This is a genomic window from Peterkaempfera bronchialis (assembly GCF_003258605.2).
GTDB classification, from domain to species: domain Bacteria; phylum Actinomycetota; class Actinomycetes; order Streptomycetales; family Streptomycetaceae; genus Peterkaempfera; species Peterkaempfera bronchialis.
On the sequence record NZ_CP031264.1, the window covers coordinates 6,560,607 to 6,578,519 of the forward strand.

Sequence of the window (17,913 nt, forward strand, 5' to 3'; positions counted from 1 at the left end):
CCCTCATGACCGATGTCCACCGCGACCGGACCGGACAGCCGATACCGCAGGTCCCGCAGACCCGGACGGCCCGGCACCGGCGGATCGTGGACCTGCTGACCCGCCAGCCGGTGCGTTCGCAGAGCCAGCTCGCCAAACTGCTCGCCGACGACGGGCTGGTGGTGACCCAGGCCACCCTCTCCCGGGACTTGGACGAGCTGGGCGCGGTCAAGATCCGCAACAAGGACGGCGCGCTGATCTACGCCGTCCCGGCGGAGGGCGGCGACCGCACCCCCAAGGCGCCGCTGGGCGAGTCCGTCACCGAGGCCCGGATGGCGAGGCTGGCGGGCGAGCTGATGGTGTCGGCGACCGCGTCCGGCAACCTGGTGGTGCTGCGCACCCCGCCGGGCGCGGCGCAGTTCCTGGCCTCGGCGATCGACCAGGCGGAGGTGTTCGAGATCATCGGCACCATCGCCGGGGATGACACCGTGCTGCTGATCAGCCGCGATGCGCAGGGCGGCCAGGAGCTCGCCGACCACCTGATGCAGTTGGCCCAGTCCAAGAACACCTGAGGCTGGACCAGCTGGTCATCGCCCCGCCGACCGCCCGTGGAGACCCGTTCTCCACGGGCGGTGGCGTGTCCGGGCGATCCCGCTTTGAATTCCATACGGACTCATGCATACTTATACCTAGCACCGCATGGAGTGCCCCGCACGCACTGTGAAGGAGAAAGCCGTGACCGAACGCGTCGTACTCGCCTACTCGGGCGGTCTGGACACGTCCGTCTGCATCGGCTGGATCGCCGAGGAGACCGGCGCCGAGGTCATCGCCGTCGCTGTCGACGTCGGCCAGGGCGGCGAGGACCTGGAGGTCATCCGCAAGCGGGCGCTGGCCTGCGGCGCGGTGGAGGCCGAGGTGGCCGACGCCCGGGACGAGTTCGCCGACGGCTACTGCCTGCCGGCGATCAAGGCCAACGCCCTCTACATGGACCGCTACCCGCTGGTCTCCGCGCTCTCCCGGCCGGTGATCGTCAAGCACCTGGTCGCCGCCGCCCACAAGCACGGCGCCTCCACCGTGGCCCACGGCTGCACCGGCAAGGGCAACGACCAGGTCCGCTTCGAGGCCGGCATCTCCTCGCTCGCCCCCGACCTCAAGTGCATCGCCCCGGTCCGCGACTACGCGATGACCCGGGACAAGGCCATCGCCTTCGCCGAGGCCAACAACCTCCCCATCGCCACCACCAAGAAGTCCCCGTACTCCATCGACCAGAACGTCTTCGGCCGCGCCGTGGAGACCGGCTTCCTTGAGGACATCTGGAACGGCCCCATCGAGGACGTCTACGAGTACACCCAGAACCCCGCCGAGCCCCGCGAGGCCGACGAGGTCGTCATCACCTTCAAGCAGGGCGTCCCGGTCGCCATCGACGGCAAGCCGGTCACCGTGCTCCAGGCGATCGAGCAGCTCAACCAGCGGGCCGGCGCCCAGGGCATCGGCCGGCTCGACATGGTCGAGGACCGGCTGGTCGGCATCAAGTCCCGGGAGATCTACGAGGCGCCCGGCGCCATCGCGCTGATCACCGCCCACCAGGAGCTGGAGAACGTCACCGTCGAGCGGGAGCTCGCCCGGTACAAGAAGGGCGTCGACCAGCGCTGGGGCGAGCTGGTCTACGACGGCCTGTGGTTCTCGCCGCTCAAGCGGGCCCTGGAGGGCTTTGTCGAGGAGGCCAACGAGCATGTCTCCGGTGACGTCCGGATGACCCTGCACGGCGGCCGTGCCGTGGTCACCGGCCGGCGCAGCGAGGAGTCGCTGTACGACTTCAACCTGGCCACCTACGACACCGGCGACACCTTCGACCAGTCGCTCTCCAAGGGCTTCATCGAGATCTTCGGCCTCTCCTCGAAGATCGCCGCCCGGCGCAGCCTGCGGGCCTGACCCCCGTCGTAGTACTGGGCCCCGGGGTTTCCGGACCCCGGGGCCCTCGACCGCCACAGCACTGAAGGAGCACCAGGTGTCGCACGACCCGACCCCGACCCCCGCCGGTGACGTACGCCTCTGGGGCGGCCGGTTCGCGGACGGCCCCGCCGAGGCGCTGGCCGCGCTCTCCGCCTCCGTGCACTTCGACTGGCGGCTGGCCCCGTACGACATCGCCGGCTCCCGCGCCCACGCCCGGGTGCTGCACAAGGCGGGGCTGCTCTCCGACGACGAGCTGGACCGGATGCTGGACGGCCTGGACCGGCTGCTGGCCGATGTCGAGTCCGGCGCCTTCACCGGCACCGTCGCCGACGAGGACGTGCACACCGCCCTGGAACGCGGCCTGCTGGAGCGGCTGGGCGCGGAGCTGGGCGGCAAGCTGCGGGCCGGCCGGTCGCGCAACGACCAGGTGGCCACCCTCTTCCGGATGTACCTGCGGGACCACGCCCGGATCATCGGCGGGCTGATCCTGGACCTCCAGCAGGCCCTGGTGGGCCTGGCCGAGGCCCACCCGGACACCGCCATGCCCGGCCGCACCCACCTTCAGCACGCCCAGCCGGTGCTCTTCGCCCACCATGTGCTCGCCCATGTCCAGGCGCTCTCCCGGGACGCCGAGCGGCTGCGCCAGTGGGACACCCGCACCGCCGTCTCCCCGTACGGCTCCGGCGCGCTGGCCGGGTCCTCGCTGGGCCTGGACCCGCAGGCGGTCGCCGCCGACCTGGGCTTCGAGGGCGGCTCGGCCGGCAACTCCATCGACGGCACCGCCGCCCGCGACTTCGTGGCGGAGTTCGCCTTCGTCACCGCGATGATCGGGGTGAACCTCTCCCGGATCGCGGAGGAGGTGATCATCTGGAACACCAAGGAGTTCGGCTTCATCACGCTGCACGACGCCTTCTCCACCGGGTCGTCGATCATGCCGCAGAAGAAGAACCCGGACATCGCCGAGCTGGCGCGCGGCAAGTCCGGCCGCCTGATCGGCAACCTCACCGGGCTGCTCGCCACCCTCAAGGGCCTGCCGCTGGCGTACAACCGCGACCTCCAGGAGGACAAGGAGCCGGTCTTCGACTCCTGCGACACCCTGGAGGTGCTGCTGCCCGCCTTCACCGGCATGCTCGCCACCCTCACCGTGCACCGCGAGCGGCTGGAGGAGCTGGCCCCGGCCGGCTTCTCGCTGGCCACCGACATCGCCGAGTGGCTGGTCCGGCAGGGGGTGCCGTTCCGGGTGGCGCACGAGGTGGCGGGCGCCTGCGTCAAGGTCTGCGAGCAGCAGTCCATCGAGCTGGCCGACCTGACGGACGAGCAGTTCGCCGCGATCTCCCCGCACCTGACGCCGGAGGTCCGCACGGTGCTCACCGTGCATGGCTCGCTGGCCTCCCGTGACGGGCGCGGCGGCACCGCCCCGGCGGCGGTGGCCCGGCAGCTCGCCGAGGTCAAGGCGGACCTGGCGGTCCAGCAGGAGTGGGCGGACGCCAAGCGCTGAGCCCATACGGCAGCAGGGCGGACCGGCCTTCACCGGCCGATCCGCCCTGTTGCCGTACCGGCCCCCGGCACCGCAGCGTCAACCGGCCGCCGCCGCAATCGCCCCGCCGGGCGGTTTGCGCCGCACCCCCGGCCCGTACCGCATCCCGGTCCGGACCGGTCGGCGTTCCCCAGGGCAGACCCCCACACGCCCCCGGAGGCGCCCATGACCGCTCTCGCCGACACCCGGCTGCGCCCCGCCTTCGCCCCGCTCGCCGCCGCCCTGGCCCGCGCCCATGGGCTGGACGCCGAGGATCTGGAGCAGGCGGTCTGGCTGCGGGCCCTGGAGCACACCGCGCGGGCCCCGCTGCCCACCGAACCGGTCGGCTGGCTGCGGTCGCTGACCGTACGCGAGTTCCACCGGGCACTCGCCCCCGCCCGCGCCGAGATCCCCACCCCGCTGCCGCCCCGGCCGACCGCCGCCCCACCCGGCCGCAGCGACCTGCCGACCGCGCTCCGGGCCGCCGTCCCCCTGCTGCCCGCCCGCTGCCCCGCGCTGCTCACCGCCCTGCTGGACCGCCCCGGCCTGACGTACACCCAGCTCGCCGCCGAGACCGGCATCCCGCGCGGCAGCATCGGCCCCACCCGCTCCCGCTGCCTCGCCTGCCTCCGCCGCCTGCTGCGCCACCCGGCCGCATCGGGGTGAGCCGCCGGGTGCTCCCGTACGGCGCGAAGTGATCTAGCCCACGTCCGGGGTCCGCCAGGTTGCAAACGGCCCACGGCCGGGTAATGCCTGGGCGAACGTGCCTCTTGACGAGCCCGCGCCCGCCCGGATACTGAGCGTGAGCGTGGCCGTCCTCCCGCCTGTGAGCTGCGGAATCCGTAGCGCGCGGGGTCAGCGGGAGACGGTACGCTCGCGCACCATCCCCGGCCGGGAGCGATCCCCGGCACGGGTCAACCTCCGGTCAGGGCCGCCCGCGCGCACACCCTCATCCCTCGGCGCCGGGCACACACGAAGGGGAGGCATGCGCACATGGGCATGAGCGTGACCATCTCGGTCGCCGACCAGAGCGACGCCGAACAGATCCTCAAGCTCCAGTACCTCTGCTACCAGGACGAGGCGGAGCTCTACGGCGACTGGGCCATCGAACCGCTGACGCAGACCCTCGACAGCCTGCGCGACGAGCTGGCCGAGCACTGCGTGCTGGTCGCCCGGCTCGGCGACGAGGTGGTCGGCTCGGTCCGCGGCTGGGTGGACGACGACGGGGTGGGCCACATCGGCCGCCTGGTGGTCCATCCCCGGATGCAGCGCCACGGCTTGGGCGGACGTCTGCTCCAGGCCGTCGAGCAGCGGCTGGCCGCCGCCGGCCGGGTCACCGCGTACCGGCTCTTCACCGGCCACCGCAGCCTGGGCAACCAGCGGCTCTACCGCCGCCTCGGCTACCAGGAGACCGGCGTCGAGGAGATCAGCCGCAGGCTGAGCCTGGTCACCCTGGAGAAGTCGGCTCTGCCGGCGGACGGCTGCGCCTCGGCCGTACAGGCCCTCGCGGCCAGTGCCTGAGCCTGGTGCCTCGCAGATCCCGGCACCCGCAGATCCCGCAGGCCCCGCCTCCCTCCGAGCGGGGCTTGCGCCCTGTGGGCGGTCTCACGCCGGGGCCGTCCGTCCGGCGGTCGGGCGGCGGGTACAGTCGAAGATCATGGACATAGCCGCAGACGCCCTGCTCTTCGACATGGACGGCACCCTGGTCGACTCCACTCCGGCGGTCCACCGCTGCTGGACGGCCTGGATGGGCGAATACGGTCTGACCGAGGCGGACTTCGCCCGGATCCTCACCCATGGCCGCCCTGCGGTGGAGATCATCCGGGATGTGCTCCCCCCGGCGCAGCTGGCCGACGGCGGCCTCGCCGCAGCGCTGCGCCGGATCGAGGAGCTGGAGGTCGCGGACACCGAGGGCACCGTGGCGCTGCCAGGCGCCGCCGCGCTGCTGGAGTCGCTGCCGACCGACCGCTGGGCCGTGGTGACCTCCGCGACCCGGGCGCTGGCCGAGGTGCGGCTCGCGGCGTCCGGACTGCCCGCCCCGCTGCTGGTGACGGCCGACGACATCACCCGGGGCAAGCCCGATCCCGAGCCGTTCCTGCTGGCGGCGCGGCAGTTGGGCGTCGACCCGGCGCGCTGCCTGGTGGTGGAGGACGCCCCGGCGGGCCTGGCCGCCGCGCGGGCCGCCGGGATGCGCTCCGTTGCCGTCACCACCACCCACGACCGCGCCGAACTGGCCGCCGACGTGGTCGTGGAGGGCCTGCACCGGATCTGGGCGACCGATGTGCCGAGCGGCCTGCGGATCCGGGCGATGGCCGTCTGACGAACGGCCGCTGTCCGCAATGCGGACTCCATGGCCCAGCATTTGGGAGACGACACCCCCGTCTGGTTTACTGAGGCCATGACGACGACGGCGAACCGCACCCCCACCGGCACCATGCCGGCAGGTGGCCGTGCGATGTGCCGTCGAATGTGTGCCCGCTGAGGGTCCCCGCACCAGCCTCGCGCCCCGAAGCGAGACCCCCGCGCGCCGCCTCGGCGGAGAGCGCCCTGCCCCCTCCTGCTGACATGCTGCCAGTTCTCTCTTCGCGCACCGAGCGCCCCCGCTCCGCGGGCATCCTCCGCTGCCGGCTTGCCCATCACGCGCAGCCGCCGGGCATGCGCCGCAGCTGAGCCCCGCCGCGCCCGCACACCCCCCATTGCCCCACCCCCCGCCGAACTTTGCGCCGCGGCATGCCGCCGCCGTGCCCCCGACCCACGGATGTCCCCTGTGATCAGCATCGCTGACCTGAGAAAGGTCTACCGCGTACGAGGCCGCGAGGTCACCGCCCTCGACGGCGTCGACCTGCACGTCCACGAGGGCGAGGTGTACGGCGTCGTCGGCACCAGCGGAGCGGGCAAGTCCACCCTCATCCGCTGCGTCAACATGCTGGAGCGCCCCACCTCCGGCACCATCACCGTCGACGGCCTGGAACTCACCCGCCTGGCCGGCCAGGGCCCCCGCGCCGGCCGCGAGCTGCGCGCCGCCCGCCGCCGGATCGGCATGGTCTTCCAGCACTTCAACCTGCTCTCCTCGCGCACCGTCCAGGACAACGTGGAACTGCCGCTGGAGATCATCGGCCTGGACCGCACCGAGCGCCGCCGCAAGGCAGCCGAGCTGCTGGACCTGGTCGGCCTCGCCGACAAGGCCCGCGTCTACCCGGCCCAGCTCTCCGGCGGTCAGAAGCAGCGCGTCGGCATCGCCCGGGCGCTGGCCGGCGACCCCAAGGTGCTGCTCTCCGACGAGGCCACCTCGGCGCTGGACCCGGAGACCACCCGGTCGATCCTGGAGCTGCTGCGCGACCTGGGCCGGCAGCTGGACCTCACCGTGCTGCTGATCACCCATGAGATGGACGTGATCAAGTCGGTCTGCGACTCGGCCGCGCTGATGCGCGACGGCCGGGTGGTCGAGTCCGGCCGCCTCGCCGACCTGCTCGCCACCCCCGGCTCGGAGCTGGCCCGGGAGCTCTTCCCGCTGGGCGACCTGCCGGGGACCGGCCGCGCGGGCACCGTACTGGAGATCACCTTCCAGGGCGACACCGCCGCCCAGCCGTTCATCTCCCAGCTGGCCCGCACCTACAACGTGGACCTCAACATCCTCGGCGCCGCCGTGGAGACCATCGGCGGTCGCCAGGTCGGCCGGATGCGCGTCGAGCTGCCCGGCTCCTTCGAGCAGAACGTCGTCCCCATCGGCTTCCTGCGCGAGCAGGGCCTCCAGGTGGACGTCGCCGGACACCGTACGGAGGCGGCGGCATGACCTGGGACGAGATGCGCCCGCTGCTGGAGACCGCCACCCGCGAGACGCTCTCCATGGTCGGCATCGCCACCCTGGTCGCCCTGCTGGTCGGCCTGCCGATCGGCGTGCTGCTGGTGCTCACCGACCGGGGCGGGCTGCTCCGCAACCGGCCGGTCAACAAGGCCGTCGGCGCGGTCGTCAATGTCGGCCGCTCCCTGCCGTTCATCATCCTGATGCTGGCGCTGACCTCCTTCACCCGCTGGGTGGTCGGCACCTCCCTCGGCTGGGAGGCCGCCTCCGTACCGCTCGCCGTCGGCGCCGTCCCCTTCTACGCCCGGCTGGTGGAGACCTCGGTCCGCGAGGTCGACGGCGGCCTGGTGGAAGCCGTCCAGGCGATGGGCGGCTCCACCTGGACGGTGGTCCGCAAGGCCCTGCTGCCGGAGGCGCTGCCCTCCCTGGTGGCCGGCCTGACCACCACCGTCATCGCCGTCGTCGGCTACTCCGCGATGGCCGGCACCGTCGGGGGCGGCGGGCTCGGCACCCTCGCCTACACCTACGGCTATATGCGCTTCGAGACCGACTTCATGGTCGTCATCGTGATCGAGCTGATCATCCTGGTCACCCTCGTCCAGCTGATCGGCGACCTCGCCGTACGGTCCCTGGGCCAGCGCGGCCGAGGGACCGGCCCGGTCCGGCTGCTGCGCCGCCGCGGCGCAGCGACCGCCGTGACCGTACCCGCCCAGCAGACCACCCCCGGCGGGGAGACACCCGCCCCCGGGTCCGCCGACTCGACCGGGGACGGCACCGCAGCCGCCCCGGCGTCGGCCGCCTCCCCGCGATAGCACCCTCAGCCCACCGGGCCGCGACCCCGGACCGGCGGGCACCCCGATATGGAGAAAGGCACTCTTCGTGCGTAACGCCATCAAGCTCACCACCACCCTCCTCGCCGCCGGCGGCCTGGCTCTCGGCCTCACCGCCTGCGGCAGCGACTCCTCGTCGTCCACCTCCGCAGGCAGCCCCGCAGGTAGTTCGGACAAGGCCCTGGTCGTCGCGGCCAGCCCCACCCCGCACGCCCTGATCCTCACGTACGTCAAGGACCACCTGGCCGCCAAGGCCGGCCTCAAGCTGGAGATCAAGGAGGTCACCGACTATGTGACCCCCAACACCGCCGTGCAGGACGGCTCGGCCGACGCCAACTTCTTCCAGCACCAGCCCTACCTGGACGACTTCAACAAGCAGCACGGCACCGACATCGTCTCCGTGGAGCCCGTCCACCTGGAGCCGCTCGGCGTCTACTCCAAGAAGGTCAAGAGCCTCGCCGAGCTGCCCTCCGGCGCCACCGTCGCGGTCCCCAACGACGCCACCAACGAGGGCCGGGCGCTCAAGCTGCTCGCGGACAACAACGTGATCACCCTCAAGGACGGCGCCGGCACCACCGCCACCGTCCGCGACATCACCGGCAACCCCAAGAACCTCAAGTGGAAGGAGCTGGAGGCCGCCCAGCTGCCCCGCGCCCTCGCCGACGTGGACGCCGCCGTGATCAACGGCAACTACGCGCTGGACTCCGGCCTCAAGCCGGCCACGGACGCCATCGCCGTGGAGAAGGCCGAGGGCAACCCGTACGCCAACATCCTGGCCGTCAAGAAGGGCAAGGAGAGCGACCCCCGGGTGAAGAAGCTCGCCGAGCTGCTGCACTCGCCCGAGGTCAAGAAGTACATCGAGGACACCTTCAACGGGTCCGTCATCCCGGCGTTCTGACGCCGGCGCCCGCAACCGGGCCTGCCCACCGGGTCCGAGCCCCGTACACAGGGGGGCTCAGACCCGGTGGGTCCAGTACACATCGGTGGTGTACGGCAGCTCGATCCGGTCGCCGTGCCGGGTCTGCGGATGCGCCCGCAGCACCGCGTCGACCTCCGCCCGCACCCGCTGCTGCTCGGCCGCGTCCAGCGCCGCGATGATGCTGCTGGACGCCATCCGCTCCAGCACCCCCTCCCGGGTCACCGGATGCGGATTGGGCAGATGCCGCTCCTGGATGTCCGACCAGCCCGGCCGCTGCTCCAGCAGCCTGCGCCACCGGCCGTCCAGATGGCTCGGCAGCCCCTCCGGGGCCCGGCCGAAGTAGATCCGCTGGAAGTCGCGCACCCATGGCACCGACGCGTCGAAGGTGTTCCACACCAGGGCCAGCGCCCCACCCGGCCGCACCACGCGCTCCACCTCGGCCAGCGCCTCGTCCTGCCGGAACCAGTGCCAGGACTGCGCCGCCACCACCACGTCCACCGAGCCGTCCGGCAGCCCGGTCGCCTCGCCCGTGCCCTCGCCCACCTCGACCCCGGGCAGCAGCTCCGCCAGCCGGGCCCGCATCGCCGCCACCGGCTCCAGTGCGATCACCCGGGCCCCGGTCAGCGCCAGCAGCCGGGTGAACTTGCCGGTGCCCGCCCCCAGGTCCACCACCGTACGGCCGCGCTCCAGCCGGACCGCGTCGGCGAGTTCGCGGATCACCGGCAGCGGATAGGACGGCCGGGACCGCTCGTAGGCGTCCGCCGCCCGCTGGTACCCGACCCCTGCCGCCTGGTGAACCGTCACGCCCCCTGACGCTATCAGCCGCAGGTGGACGCCACACGAACGCCGTGCGGCGCGCGGTCGGCGCCGACCCACCGCCGATCCGGCACCGATCCGGCACCGATCCGAAGCCGATCCGGCGCCGCGCGGTGGCCCCAAGCCGCTGCACCGCGACCCGCGATGCTGCATGCTGCTGTATCCGCGCCGCGTCCCGATGGCGTCGGCCCTGCACATGACGCATGATCACTGGGTCACCGCCGCCGCACCGTCCCCCGGCGGCGCGGGGCGTACCGTGAGTGCACGACCCGGCGAGGAGAGACGGCCATGGCATCCACCTTCCCCGAGACCGCCATCAGCACCGACCGGCTGCTGCTGCGCCCCTTCGAGGAGGAGGACGTCCCCGCCCTGGTGGAGATGATGAACGACGAGCTGGTCCGCTGCTGGACCGCCGTCCCCGACCCTTACACCGAGCACCACGCCCGCACCTGGCTGCGCTCCACCGCCCCCGAGAACCGGGCGCGCGGCCATGGCATCGCCTTCGCCGTCACCGAGGACCTCACCCAGCGCATGGTCGGCGTCATCCACCTCCAGGGCACCGACTGGCGGCTGCGCTCCACCGAGGCAGGACTGGTCATCGCCCCCTGGGCGCGCGGCGAGGGCTACGCCCCCGAGGCGCTGCTCGGCGTCGCCCAGTGGCTCTTCGAGGACCAGCGGTTCGAACGGCTGGAGCTGCGCACCGCCGCAGGCAACTCCGCCGCCCAGCAGGTCGCCCAGAAGGCGGGCTGCATCAGCGAGGGGGTGCTGCGCAGCGCCACGATAGTGCGGGGCGGCGAACCGGGCGGCGGGGGCGCCGAGACCCGTACCGACCTGATCGTCTGGAGCCTGCTCCCGGAGGACCTGGAGATCCCGGCCGTCCGCACCCCCGGCAGCCTGGGCCTGGCCGACGACCGGTACGCCAGCTGGGTCTGAGGCATCCGGCACGCCGGTGATCGATACCGGTACGCTCCTCGCGGGCGCCCGCCCGGAGCCGCGCCGGACGCGGACCGGGCGCCGGGTGCCCGGCCACCGGGCGCAGGGGGACCCCGGAGCTCGGATGGACCCCCGTTCGGTTACGGACAGTGAGGGAGAGCAGCCGGGATGGCTGACCGGGTCACGGTCATCGGGTGGGACGGGACTCCGCTGACGGAGGCCGCACGCGCGGCACTGGGCGCCGCCACGCTGGTAGCGGGCGCCCCCTATCAACTCGCCGCGCTGGAACTCCCGCGCGGCGCCGAGCGGATGGTGCTGGGCAGCGTGGAACTCGCCGCCCGCCGCATCGCCGACCACCGGGGCGCGGCCGTGGTGGTCGCCGAGGGCGACCCCGGCTTCTTCGGCGTGGTGCGCACCCTGCGCAGGCCCGAGTTCGGCCTGGAGCTGGAGGTGCTGCCCGCCGTCTCCTCGGTCGCCGCCGCCTTCGCCCGGGCCGGCATGCCCTGGGACGACGCCTTGGTGGTCTCCGCCCACGGGCGGCGGCTGCGCCGCGCCGCCAACGTCTGCCGGGCCAATCCCAAGGTCGCGGTGCTCACCGCGCCCGGCGCTGGCCCCACCGAACTCGCCCTGATGCTCCGTGATGTGCACCGCACCTTCGTGGTCTGCGAGGCGCTGGGCACCCCCGAGGAGGAGATCAGCGTGCTGACCTCCGAGCGGGTCCCCGACCATGTCTGGCGCGACCCCAATGTGGTGCTGGTGGTCGGCGGGCACACCCGGAGCAGCACCGAGGCCGCCGGCTGGCTCGCCGGGCGGCCGGTCGACTTCCCCGGCCCGGTACGCGGCTGGGCGCTGGACGCCGAGGCGTACGCGGCACACGACCGCCCGGCCGGTGTCACCACCGGCGCCGCCCCCGAACCCGCCGAGCCGGACCGGGCCGTCGGCGGACCCGCCGCACTGCCGCCCGCCGCCCGGGCGCTGGCCCTCGCCCGGCTCGGGCCGCGCCCCGGCGACCTGCTCTGGTCGGTCGGCGCGGGCAGCGGCTCGCTGGCGGTGGAGGCGGCACGTTTCGGCGCCGCAGTGGCCGCCGTGGAGCCGGATGCCGATGCCTGCGGGCAGATCGCCGTCAATGCCCGCCGCTACGGGGTCGAGATCGAAGTGGTGCACGGAGCCGCGCCGGAGGTGCTGGGGGAGTTGCCGGAGCCCGATGTGGTCGCCGTCGAGCACAGCGGCGCCGAGGTGGTCGCCGCCTGCCTGGCCCGGCGGCCCGAGCGGATGGTGGCCGTACCCCGCACGCTGCCGGAGGCGGAGGAGTTCCGCCGGGCCTTCGCCAAGGCCGGGTACCGCGCCGAGGGCGCCCTGGTACAGGGCTCCACGCTGCTGCCGCCGGAGGAGCCGGTCGCCGGGGAGGGGCACACCCTGACGGCGGCCGTACCGGTGCTGCTGCTCTGGGGCGAGCGCCGGACCTGACCCGGCCTCGGCTCACGACGCGGCCGGATCACCGCTGTCCACGATCCGGACGAACGCGGTCGTATCCGCCGGGAAAGGGCACCACCCTGACCCGATGTCCGCCCAGGCCGGTAGTCTGACGTCCGGTTGTCTCCGCGGCGGTGCGGCGGCCAGGACTCCGGTGACCCCGGATCCCGACCACGACGTGGCGGAGCCCACACCGGGTGAACGTGTGCACATATGCCGCCGGGCGGCCCGGGCCGGAAGAATGCCCTGATGTCCGGGGGCGGTCGTGCCGGTTGCCCCGGGTCCGTCGTTGTTGTAGCGGCAGGTCGGTTGTCCGGCCGGTCGCCTGCGGAGCGGAGGACCGGACGGGACCACGGTTGCCGTGCTTGCGCGGCCGCCTCCCTCGGCCTCCGGCCGGGGGACCCCCATCACGCGACGGGGCGGGTCCGACTGTGGTCCGGCCCCCGAGCGGGGTCGGGTGCTGCGGTCGACGATCGCGCCGCCAAGGACGCCTGTGCGGCCCTGGAAGGAGTTTCTGAGATGACCGATACCGGCCACGTCCCGGGCGAGGGACTGCCGGAGCGCCCACTCGCCGAAGCAGGTCCCGATCCGGCGTACCAGCCGGTCGGCGGCCCTGCGGAAGCGGCAGGCGCCGGTTTCCGACCCGACCCCTTCGGCTCCGGCCCCGAGGCCGCCCCGGTGCCGGACGCCATGACGCGCCCCTCCTTCACCTTCCTCGACCAGCCCGACCAACTGGACGAGGAGGACGACCTCCTGCTCATGCCCGGCCCGCAGGGTTCTTGGAGCGAGGCCGCGCTGCGTGAGCCGACCCCGGCCGAGGGCACCGCGCTGCCGGCCCACCTGTTGGCGGGCGGCTCCCCGGCCGACACCGTGCCGCTGCGTACTGTCACAGCCGAGGACGCCGCCGCGTACACCGTGGGTACCCCCATCGAGCCCTCCTGGCCGCCGCTCGCGCCGCCGGACGCCGCGGTGCAGGCGGCAGCCGACGCCGCTGCGGCGATGCAGGCCGCACCCGGGCCGGAGCAGCTCGCGCCGGAGCAGGTCGCCGCCCCGGAGGCCGCTGCCCCGGAGACGGTTGCCGGGCCGTTCACCGTCGCCGCTCCGCAGCCGCAGATCCCGATCCCGGCCCAGGCCGCCGCGCCTCGGCGTCCGCTGCACGCCGGACCGCCCATCCCCGACCCGTCGATGATGACCGGACAGGTCCCCGTCCGCTCGCTCGCCGACCGAGGGCCCTCGGCCGGTGACACCCAGGGCTATGGAATCCGGCTGGCGCCGCTTCAGCAGACCGGCGTCCCCGAGGCGACCGCCGCCCCGGTGCCCCAGGGGCCGATCGTGGTGGACCAGCCGGTGCCGCCCGTCGCCGCCGAGCCGGAGCCGCCCGTCGCGGTCGAGCCGGAGCCGCAGCGGGAGCCCGAGCCGCAGCCCGAGCCCGAGCCGGCGGCCCCGGCCGCCGCACCCGCCGTCGTCGTGGAGCAGCCGGCCGAGCCGGTCCCCGCCGCCCCCGTCGCGGTGGAGACCCCCGTGGTCCAGCCCGACCCCGAACCGCACGAGGCCCCCGCAGTGAATGTGCCCGCCCCGACCCCCTCGCCGGAGAACACCCTCGGCCAGGGCCACGACGGGCCCCCGGCCGCCGAACCCCCGGCCGTCGAACCCCAGCCCACCCTGATCCAGGCCCCCGCACCGGCCCCCCATGGGCCGCCCAGCCGGATCGCGGCCTTCCTCGCCGTCCCGGCTGCCCCGGGACTGCCGGACCAGAGCAGCCCGGACCCGGCCCCGGTGGCCCTTCACCCGGCCGAGCCCGCCGCCCCGCAGGCCCCGGCCGAGCAGGCCGCCCCGGCTCCCGTCGTCGAGCCGACCGTGCCCGCCGCCGAGGCGCCGACCGCCGCCGCCCCGATCCCCGTCGTCGCCGAGCCCGAGCCCGTGCCTGTGCCTGTGCCTGTGCCCGAGGCCGCCGCCGTCGAGCCCCCGGCACCCGTGGTGGTGGAGACCCCGGATGCCGCCCCCGCTCCGCCGGAGGCACCCGAGCCGGCCGCCGCCGCCGACCCCGCAGCGGCCGAGGAGGCGGCCCCCGAGGCCGTACCCGCCGACGAGCCCGCCCCCGTGGCAGAGCCCGCCGCCGCGACCGAGCAGGTCCCCGTCGAGGAGCCCGCCGCGCCCGTACCCGCAGAGCAGCCGGCCGCTCCGGAGGCCGCCGCCCAGCCCGCCGAGCAGCCCGAACCGGTCGCCGCCCCGGCCGCCGAGGAGGCCGTACCCGCCGCCGCCCCGGCCGCCCCCGAGGTCCCGGACGCCCCCGGCGAGGAGGAGCCCCGGCCCGCCGTCCACGCGGTGGCCGCCGACGGCACGGTGACCGCCCCCGAGCAGCCGGCCCCCGAAGCTGAGACCGCCCCCGAGCAGCCGGCCGCCCCCGAGGCCACTTCCGAGCCCGAGCCCGAGGTCCAGCCCGAGGCCGAAGCCCAGCCCGAGCCGGAGCCCGAGCCGGAGGAGCCGCAGGGCCCCGCAGCCCCCGGCTACGAGGAGTCCATGCGCGACGCCGTGCACCGGGTGATGCGCGAGCGCCGCGACATCCGCAACGGCTTCCGCCGCGACCCGATCCCGCACGAGGTGCTGATCAGGGTCCTGGAGGCCGCCCACACCGCCCCCAGCGTCGGCTACTCGCAGCCCTGGGACTTCGTGGTCATCCGCTCCGCCAAGACCCGCAAGCGGATGCATGAACTCGCCGAGCGCCAGCGCGAGGCATACGCGGCCTCGCTGCCCAAGGGCCGGGCCAAGCAGTTCAAGACCATCAAGATCGAGGCCATCCTCGAAACCCCGGTCAACATCGTCGTCACCGCCGACCGCACCCGTGGCGGCCGGCACACCCTCGGCCGCCACACCCAGCCCCAGATGGCGCCCTACTCCGCGGCCCTCGCCGTGGAGAACCTCTGGCTCGCGGCCCGCGCCGAGGGCCTGGGCGTCGGCTGGGTCTCCTTCTTCGACGAGCGCGAGATGGTCCGCGAGCTCGGCCTGCCCGAGCACCTGGACGTGGTGGCGTACCTCTGCATCGGCTATGTCGACTCCTTCCCCGACGAGCCGGAGCTCCAGCAGGCCGGCTGGGCCAAGAAGCGCCCGCTGTCCTGGGTGGTCCACGAGGAGCAGTACGGCAACCGGGCGCTGCCCGGCGAGGAGCCGCACAGCGTCCTGGACGAGACCCTGCGCGGCATCCGCCCGCTGGACGCCAAGGCGCTCGGCGAGGCATGGGACCGCCAGAAGCGGATGACCAAGCCGGCCGGCTCGCTCGGCATGCTGGAGATAATCTCCGCCCAGCTGTGCGGCCTCTCCCGCAAGTGCCCGCCGCCGATCCCGGAGCCCGCCTGCGTGGCGATCTTCGCCGGTGACCACGGTGTGCACGCCCAGGGCGTCACCCCCTGGCCGCAGGAGGTCACCGCCCAGATGGTGGGCAACTTCCTGGCCGGGGGAGCGGTGGTCAACGCCTTCGCCGCCCAGGTGGGGGCCGAGGTCTGCGTGGTCGACGTGGGGGTCGCCGCCGACCTGCCGTCGCCCGTCCAGCAGGGCCGCACCACCGGCCTGCTGCCGCGCAAGGTCCGTCCCGGCACCGCCGACATGACCACCGGCCCGGCGATGAGCCGGGAGGAGGCGCTGCGGGCGCTGGAGATCGGCATCGAGACCGCCCGCGACCTGGTCGCGGCAGGCAACAAGCTGATCATCACCGGTGACATGGGCATCGCCAACACCACCCCCGCCGCCGCCCTGATCTCCGTCTTCACCGGCACCGACCCGGCGGACGTCACCGGCCGGGGCACCGGCATCGACGACGAGACCCACGCCCGCAAGGTCGACGTCATCCGCCGCGCCCTGGAGCTGCACAAGCCGGACCCCGGAGACCCGGTGGGTGTGCTCGCCGCCGTCGGCGGTCTGGAGCACGCCGCCCTGGCCGGACTGATGCTCGGCGCCGCCTCGCTGCGCACCCCGGTGATCCTGGACGGGGTCATCGCGGGCGCCGCCGCGCTGGCCGCCAAGGCCATCGCCCCCGAGGTACTGGCCGCCTGCATCGCCGGCCACCGCTCGGCCGAGCCCGGCCACAAGGCCGCGCTGGCCAAGCTCGGCCTGCGCCCGATGATCGACCTGGACCTGCGGCTCGGCGAGGGCACCGGAGCGCTGCTCGCCCTCCCGGTGGTGCAGTCCGCCGCCCGGGCGATGCACGATGTAGCCACCTTCGACTCCGCCGGAGTCACCGAGAAGCGCTGACCGCAGCACGCGGCACCCGCTCCGCAGCCGGTCCGAGGGCGCACCGGCTGCGGAGCCGAGGCACGTCCCCGCCACGCCCACCCTTCCCCCGTCCACGCACAGGAGCACCGCCCATGGCCGCGCCCACCCCCAGCCCCGCCGCGAACCCCGCCGCGACCCCCTATGTGGTCGGCCTGCGCCTCGACGGCCGCCGCGCGGTCGTCGTCGGCGGCGGCCAGGTGGCCCAGCGCAGGCTGCCCGCCCTGATCGCGGCCGGAGCCGACATCCACCTGGTCTCGCCCGCCACCACCCCCGCCGTGCAGGCGATGGCCGACGCGGGCGAGATCACCTGGCACGCCCGTGGCTACACCCCGGGCGATCTCGACGGCGCCTGGTACGCCCTGGTGGCCACCGACGACCCGGCGGTCAACGCCGAGGTCAGCGCCGAGGCCGAGGAGCGCCGCGTCTTCTGCGCCCGTAGCGACGACGCCACCGCCGCCAGCGCCTGGACCCCCGCCACCGGCCGGGACGGCTCGGTCACCGTGGCCGTCCTCTCCGGCGACCCGCGCCGCTCCGCCGCCCTGCGCAACGCTGTCGTGGAGGGCCTGCGGGACGGTTCGCTGGGCGCCCGCCACCACCGCAGCCGCACCCCCGGCGTCGCCCTGGTCGGCGGCGGCCCCGGCGACCCCGACCTGATCACGGTGCGCGGCCGACGGCTGCTCGCCGAGGCCGACGTGGTGGTCGCCGACCGGCTCGCGCCCCGCGAACTGCTCGCCGAACTGCCGCCGCACGTCGAGGTGGTCGACGCCGCCAAGATCCCGTACGGCCGGGCGATGGCCCAGGAGGTCATCAACCACACCCTGCTGGAGCACGCCAGGGCGGGCAGGTTCGTGGTCCGGCTCAAGGGCGGTGACCCCTATGTCTTCGGGCGCGGCATGGAGGAGGTCATCGCCTGCGCCGAGGCCGGTATACCGGTCACCGTGGTGCCCGGCATCTCCAGCTCCATCAGCGTCCCGGCCGCCGCCGGCATACCGGTCACCCATCGCGGGGTCACCCACGAGTTCACCGTGATCTCCGGCCATGTCGCCCCGGACGACCCGCGTTCCCTGGTCGACTGGGAGGCCGCCGCCCGGATGCGCGGCACCCTGGTACTGCTGATGGCCGTGGAGCGGATCGCCGCCATCGCCGACACCCTGATCGCCCACGGGCGGGCCGCCGACACCCCCGTCGCCGTGGTCCAGGAGGGCACCACCGCCGCCCAGCGCCGGGTCGACGCCACCCTGGCCACGGTCGCCGCGACGGTGGCCGCCGAGGATGTGCGGCCGCCCGCCGTGGTCGTCATCGGCGACGTGGTCTCCGTCTTCCAGGGCTTCGAAGGCTTCGGAAGCTCCGAGAGCTTCGAGAGCTCCGAGAGCTCCGAGGACCCGCAGGGCACCGGCCGCTGACCCCGCCCCCGTCGGCGCCGGTT

The 17,913-nt window shown here is 74.2% G+C and carries 14 protein-coding genes; 13 read left to right on the top strand and 1 reads right to left on the bottom strand.

Translation table 11 applies throughout. From position 1 onward, the window contains the following. Positions 1–5: 5 nt before the first annotated feature. From C7M71_RS28000 to C7M71_RS28040, 9 genes are all read left to right on the top strand, one after another. Entirely contained in the window at positions 6–551 is a 546-nt protein-coding gene (locus tag C7M71_RS28000; RefSeq protein ID WP_111491377.1) for an arginine repressor, read from the top strand. 163 nt (positions 552–714) lie between these two features. Further along, on the top strand, positions 715–1,911 hold the full coding sequence (locus C7M71_RS28005) for an argininosuccinate synthase (RefSeq protein ID WP_111491378.1): 1,197 nt from the start codon (positions 715–717) through the stop codon (positions 1,909–1,911). Between the two features lie 76 nt (positions 1,912–1,987). Next, positions 1,988–3,430, top strand: coding sequence for an argininosuccinate lyase (gene argH, locus C7M71_RS28010; protein ID WP_111491379.1), 1,443 nt, complete (start codon positions 1,988–1,990; stop codon positions 3,428–3,430). A 204-nt stretch (positions 3,431–3,634) separates the two neighbouring features. Continuing rightward, positions 3,635–4,114 (top strand): RNA polymerase sigma factor, encoded by a 480-nt coding sequence (locus tag C7M71_RS28015; RefSeq protein WP_111491380.1) that lies wholly within the window; start codon positions 3,635–3,637, stop codon positions 4,112–4,114. Between the two features lie 327 nt (positions 4,115–4,441). Continuing rightward, positions 4,442–4,969, top strand: a complete 528-nt coding sequence (locus C7M71_RS28020) for a GNAT family N-acetyltransferase (RefSeq protein ID WP_111491381.1) — start codon at positions 4,442–4,444, stop codon at positions 4,967–4,969. Positions 4,970–5,105: 136 nt separating this feature from the next. Further along, on the top strand, positions 5,106–5,768 hold the full coding sequence (locus C7M71_RS28025) for an HAD-IA family hydrolase (protein WP_111491382.1): 663 nt from the start codon (positions 5,106–5,108) through the stop codon (positions 5,766–5,768). Between the two features lie 447 nt (positions 5,769–6,215). Further along, positions 6,216–7,241: a methionine ABC transporter ATP-binding protein gene (locus C7M71_RS28030; protein ID WP_162824431.1), complete on the top strand. Its 1,026-nt coding sequence runs from the start codon at positions 6,216–6,218 to the stop codon at positions 7,239–7,241. Then, a complete protein-coding gene (locus tag C7M71_RS28035; protein WP_111491385.1) occupies positions 7,238–8,062 on the top strand; it encodes a methionine ABC transporter permease in 825 nt (274 codons plus the stop codon). Before C7M71_RS28030 ends, C7M71_RS28035 begins: the two co-directional genes overlap by 4 nt. 67 nt (positions 8,063–8,129) lie before the next feature. After that, positions 8,130–8,978: a MetQ/NlpA family ABC transporter substrate-binding protein gene (locus C7M71_RS28040; RefSeq protein WP_111491386.1), complete on the top strand. Its 849-nt coding sequence runs from the start codon at positions 8,130–8,132 to the stop codon at positions 8,976–8,978. A 57-nt stretch (positions 8,979–9,035) separates the two neighbouring features. On the opposite strand, the gene C7M71_RS28045 is transcribed toward C7M71_RS28040, so the two are convergent. Next, positions 9,036–9,803 (bottom strand): class I SAM-dependent methyltransferase, encoded by a 768-nt coding sequence (locus C7M71_RS28045; protein ID WP_175607756.1) that lies wholly within the window; start codon positions 9,801–9,803, stop codon positions 9,036–9,038. Positions 9,804–10,103: 300 nt separating this feature from the next. Between C7M71_RS28045 and C7M71_RS28050 the strand changes: the two genes are divergently transcribed. The 4 genes from C7M71_RS28050 (at position 10,104) to cobA (ending at position 17,890) form a co-directional block, all read left to right on the top strand. Then, the gene (locus tag C7M71_RS28050; protein ID WP_111491389.1) at positions 10,104–10,748 is read left to right on the top strand and encodes a GNAT family N-acetyltransferase; all 645 of its coding nucleotides are present in this window, start codon (positions 10,104–10,106) and stop codon (positions 10,746–10,748) included. A gap of 168 nt (positions 10,749–10,916) precedes the next feature. Continuing rightward, entirely contained in the window at positions 10,917–12,215 is a 1,299-nt protein-coding gene (gene cbiE / locus C7M71_RS28055) for a precorrin-6y C5,15-methyltransferase (decarboxylating) subunit CbiE (RefSeq protein ID WP_114914621.1), read from the top strand. Positions 12,216–12,740: 525 nt separating this feature from the next. After that, positions 12,741–16,466 carry a nicotinate-nucleotide--dimethylbenzimidazole phosphoribosyltransferase gene (gene cobT / locus C7M71_RS28060; protein WP_114914622.1) on the top strand — a complete coding sequence of 1,242 codons (3,726 nt, stop codon included), beginning with the start codon at positions 12,741–12,743 and terminating at the stop codon, positions 16,464–16,466. Positions 16,467–16,579: 113 nt separating this feature from the next. Then, positions 16,580–17,890, top strand: coding sequence for a uroporphyrinogen-III C-methyltransferase (gene cobA, locus C7M71_RS28065; protein WP_111494312.1), 1,311 nt, complete (start codon positions 16,580–16,582; stop codon positions 17,888–17,890). The last annotated feature ends 23 nt before the right edge of the window (positions 17,891–17,913 follow it).